General features: G+C 70.2%; 4 protein-coding genes and 1 pseudogene. 3 read left to right on the top strand and 2 right to left on the bottom strand.

The annotated features are described in order from the left end of the window. Positions 1-287 precede the first annotated feature (287 nt). Positions 288-494: a DUF3073 domain-containing protein gene (locus ACY45C_RS07970; RefSeq protein WP_011434572.1), complete on the bottom strand. Its 207-nt coding sequence runs from the start codon at positions 492-494 to the stop codon at positions 288-290. 348 nt (positions 495-842) lie between these two features. Beyond that, the gene (locus tag ACY45C_RS07965) at positions 843-1913 is read right to left on the bottom strand and encodes a Glu/Leu/Phe/Val family dehydrogenase (RefSeq protein ID WP_462186984.1); all 1071 of its coding nucleotides are present in this window, start codon (positions 1911-1913) and stop codon (positions 843-845) included. Between the two features lie 223 nt (positions 1914-2136). On the opposite strand from ACY45C_RS07965, the gene ACY45C_RS07960 reads away from it, so the two are divergent. The 3 genes and pseudogenes from ACY45C_RS07960 to ACY45C_RS07950 form a co-directional block, all read left to right on the top strand. Then, complete coding sequence (locus tag ACY45C_RS07960) at positions 2137-2967, top strand: hypothetical protein (protein ID WP_462186996.1); 831 nt, start codon at positions 2137-2139, stop codon at positions 2965-2967. A 153-nt stretch (positions 2968-3120) separates the two neighbouring features. Continuing rightward, positions 3121-3327: a developmental transcriptional regulator BldC gene (bldC, locus tag ACY45C_RS07955; protein WP_006540950.1), complete on the top strand. Its 207-nt coding sequence runs from the start codon at positions 3121-3123 to the stop codon at positions 3325-3327. A gap of 576 nt (positions 3328-3903) precedes the next feature. Then, positions 3904-4244: pseudogene (locus tag ACY45C_RS07950) on the top strand (hypothetical protein); the annotation flags it as partial.

The raw sequence follows: 4244 nt of genomic DNA, 5'->3' as shown, positions 1-4244 counted from the left end.
CCAGAGCTCGGCTCGTCGGCCGGCATCCACGCTGAGACGGCCCCTCCGGGGGCAGCACGTCCGGGCAGGGCAACCCCCTGGGCAGGGCAACCCCCCGGGCAGGTTGGGCAACCTGTCCGGGCAGCCTGGGCTGATCAGGAGTGAACTGGCGAAGAAGCATGCAGCGCAGCCAGGATCACGGCAGCACGTTATGGCGGTGGGAGCCCGGGTCTGAGCCCGGACGACCACCATCGGCGACGACCACCGCGGTGAGCCTGCCGCGGTGAGCGACTACCGAAGCGACGCTGTCAGCGGGAGGAACGTCGATCGTCCTCGTCGTCTGCGTAGGCGTCGTATCCGTAGTCGTCATCTACGTACGAGTCGTCGTTGTTGTTCTCGCGCGTCGAGCCCGCGCCCAGATCCGCCTTCAATCGGTCGAGATCCATAGTGGGCGAGTTGTACTTGAGCTCGCGGGCGACTTTCGTCTGCTTGGCCTTAGCTCGGCCGCGCCCCATGGCTCGACCCCCTCGAACATGACGACGGGGACCCGCCCCGGTGCTCTCACTGTCTCGTGCTTCCCGAGACTACAGGGACCGGAGGCTTCTCGGCACCCCAACCCGACAGTTGCCTGTCCCCGGACAAGGTGCCCGCGATCGGAAACGGTGTATGAACCCGCTTGTCCGGTGGGTTCGATCGGGGATATCTGCTCGTCCCCGCCGTCGGCGGCCCGTTTGACGGGGCCTAGATGTGATCATCGTCACCTGTCCCCGTTGACGTTCAGGCCTCCGCCGGGCGGGTGATCGTTCCTGGTGGCGGGGGTGTGCCTCGCCCCCACGGTGTGCTTCGCCCCACCCCGGTCGGCATCAGGGCAGCAGGATCCCCCGCAGGCGTCCCACGTCGGTCATGCGGCGTTCGGCGAGCCGCTCCGCGGCCTCGGTCGGGGTCACCCCCTCAGCTTCGGCGAGGCGGAACACCTCCGAGGTGGTGTCGAAGATCTGCGCGGCCCTGGCCCGGGCCCGCTCCGGCGAGTAGCCCTCGATCTCGTCCGCGACCTGGATCAGGCCGCCGGCGTTGACCACGAAGTCGGGGGCGTACAGGACTCCGGCGTCGGCAAGCTGCCGCCCGGCCTCGGGCTGCGCGAGCTGGTTGTTGGCGCCGCCGCAGACAACGCCGGCTCGCAGCCGGCGGACGGTCTCCACGCTCAGCGCTCCGCCCAGCGCGCAGGGGGCGTACACGTCGACGTCGAGGTCGAGCAGGTCGTCCGGGTCCGGCACGGTCTCGGCCGCCGGGAACTCCACCCGCAGCCGGGCCAGGGCCACCGGGTCCACGTCGCCCGCGACCACCGAGGCGCCGCTGTCGAGGAGATGCCCGACGAGCCGCCGCCCGACCTTGCCGACTCCCGAGACCGCGACGCGGCGCCCCGCCAGGCTCGGCGTTCCCCACCGGTGCCGGGCGGCGGCGCGCATGCCCTCGAAGACTCCGTAGGCGGTCAGCACGCCGGAGTCGCCCGAACCGCCGTGCGCCGGTGACCGTCCGGTCACCCACCGGGTTTCCCGGGCGATGATGTCCATGTCCGCCACGTAGGTACCGACGTCGCAAGCGGTGATGTACCGGCCGCCCAGTGAGGCGACATGGCGGCCGAAGGCGCGCAGCAGCGGCTCCGACTTCGCGACGGCCGGATCACCGATGATGACGGCTTTGCCGCCGCCGAGGTCCAGCCCGGCGCAGGCGGCCTTGTAGGCCATCGCCCGGGACAGGGCGAGGGCGTCCGCCAACGCGACCTCCTCGTCGGCGTAGGGGTGGAAGCGGGTACCGCCCAGCGACGGCCCCAGCGCCGTCGAGTAGACGGCGATGATCGCGTGAAGACCCGAGGGACGGTCCGAGCACAACAGCACCTGCTCATGGTCACAAACGGCGCTGAACAGGGACGACATGGCGCACCTCTCTCCTCGGGGCCTCCGTGGGGCACGCGGCCCCCACCGCCCTGATCCCGCGCCGCGGGCCGAACCACCCGCGCCGCGCCCAGGGCCCGCAGATCGTGTCCTGGCGAACCCTACGGCGCCGGTAGGCCGGACGGCTTGTGTGCGGACGTGCCAGGATCCAGGGCATCCGCGTGGGTGTCGTCGGTCGGATCGCGCGCGGTACGTGGGTCCTGAGGTGCCCGTCGTCTCCCCCGCGGCGTATCTGCGGGTGTACGAACCGCTCGCTGCCTTTCCCGCGGCCGAACGTGGCCGCTGGCAGCGTTACGCCGCCGCGGGGCCGCCGTCGCGCCGGGCCGGTTCCCGCCGGGAGCGGGTCCTGGCGCTAGTCGCGACCGTCCGTCCCACCCTTGACGTCGCCGACGAGTCGGCCTTCGTCCAGTGGATCGACGGTCTGATGTTCGTCTGTCCGTGGTCGACCCAGCTGCGGGTGTGGCAGGCGGCGCTCGAGTTCCGCGGCCTGATGCCCGACCGCGTCGCGGAGGCGTTCCTGCCACGGCGGATCATCGAGCCGGCCGAGGTCGAGCTGGACCGGTGGAAGGCCCGCCGCCCCGCGCTCAAGGTCCACGTGCAGACCTGTACCTGGATGGTGCCACCGCCGTGGTTCCTGCTCTTCGACCCGGCCGAACGGTCCCTGGTCACGGGGGACACCGCCGAGCGGTCCATGATCTACCGCACCACGATGAGCCTCGCCAGACGGCGGGCGGGCCGGGCGGTGGAGGCGGTGGAGGCGCTGCGGGCGAGCTCTCCGGACGCCCCGGGAGTCGAGGGCGTCGGCGAGCTGGCCCGTTGGCTGGGGTCCTTCCATCCACAGAGCAGGGTCGAACTGGACTACGACGGGCTAGTTGACCTGCTGGACGATGACATGCTTCGGCGCGACAACTCTGTAGAGGACATCGTCGAGGCTGTCAGTGCGTTACGCCGTGGGCGAACAGACCTAGCGGTCGAAGCCTACGAACGAGTCCTGATGAGGTGGAGGCCCCTGCAGGCACGGGAATCCGCGAGCTGATCGGCGCATTCTGTTAACTGAGAGTTGCCGCCCGCTTCGGACGAGCTGTGACTAGTCAGTAGATGGTCCTGACGTGCCATGTCCGAAATGCCCCCGAAGGATGCACGATCTGTATGGGACGGAGCGACGCTCTGTGACGGGAGGCCAAACGCAATGACGACACGAACGCCAGACGCTGAGCCGCTGCTGACGCCCGCCGAGGTTGCCACGATGTTTCGGGTGGACCCGAAGACCGTGACCCGGTGGGCGAAGGCCGGAAAGCTGACGTCGATTCGGACCCTGGGCGGCCACCGCCGGTACCGAGAGGCGGAGGTGCGTGCCCTGCTGAAGGGAGTTCCGAGCATCGGAAGTGACATCTAGGTTCGCGCCAACCTGGCGCGTTGCACGAGCCCCCTCCTCTCCTCGGGTACGGGTCCTCGGGTGCGGGCCGCACGGCTGACAGTGCGAGGGTGTCGGTCGTGAGTCCCGCGGAATAGGGCCGAAGGTCTCGAGAGCGGTTGATCGTCCCGTATCGGACGACAGCCGGAGGCTGCGGTATCACCATCGGGCCGCTGATGGAGGGGTAGATAGATCCAGGCGTCGGGTCGTCCGGCATGTGGGTGAGCCCATGCGTCGGGGTCCTGTCCCGCCGACGTCCCGCGTCAAGGACCACCTCCGCACCGGGAGGGCGCTGGGTGGACCTGCTGGGGAACCGGCGGACGGCTGTTACGGTTGTCCGCCGGTCTCGTCGCGCTGGGCCGAGGCACTGGACGGACAGCCGAGGCACTGGACAGCCGAGAGGCTGGACAGAGATCGCTGGACAGAGATCCGAGCTGCCCGGAAGTTGATCATCGTCGGACCGCCGCCTGGCGCCGTAACCCGCCCGGCACCGTGACGTCGGGCGGCACCGTGACGTCGGGCGGCGCCGATGACCAGGGCTGGGGGCGGAAGTCGGCTGTGCCCGGTTTCCGGCCCAGTACCAGCGCCTTCCGGTTCACGAACAGCTTCGCTCCGCAACCGTTGCTGGCCGTTTCGGCGCCATGGTCGACTCGGCGGCTGGGCCTCGGCGACGCCAGCCGGGGCCTGTGCGGCGGGATGATCTACGCTGTGCGTGATCTGTTCGAGGCCGGAATCGGGCCGCCGCCTGACGTCGTGGCGCCGGCGGTCGGGTCCCCGCTGTACGCGTACCTCGTCCGCCGCCTGCTGGAGAGCTTCGACATCCCGCGGGGGGTGGCCCGCTACTACCGGCTCATGCAGGGTGCCGACGCCGACGCCAACCGGGGGATCCGGGTCCGGCC

The organism is Frankia sp. CcWB2 (assembly GCF_977927585.1).
Note: the sequence above shows the minus strand (reverse complement) of the source record. Positions and strands in the feature narration are given on the sequence as shown.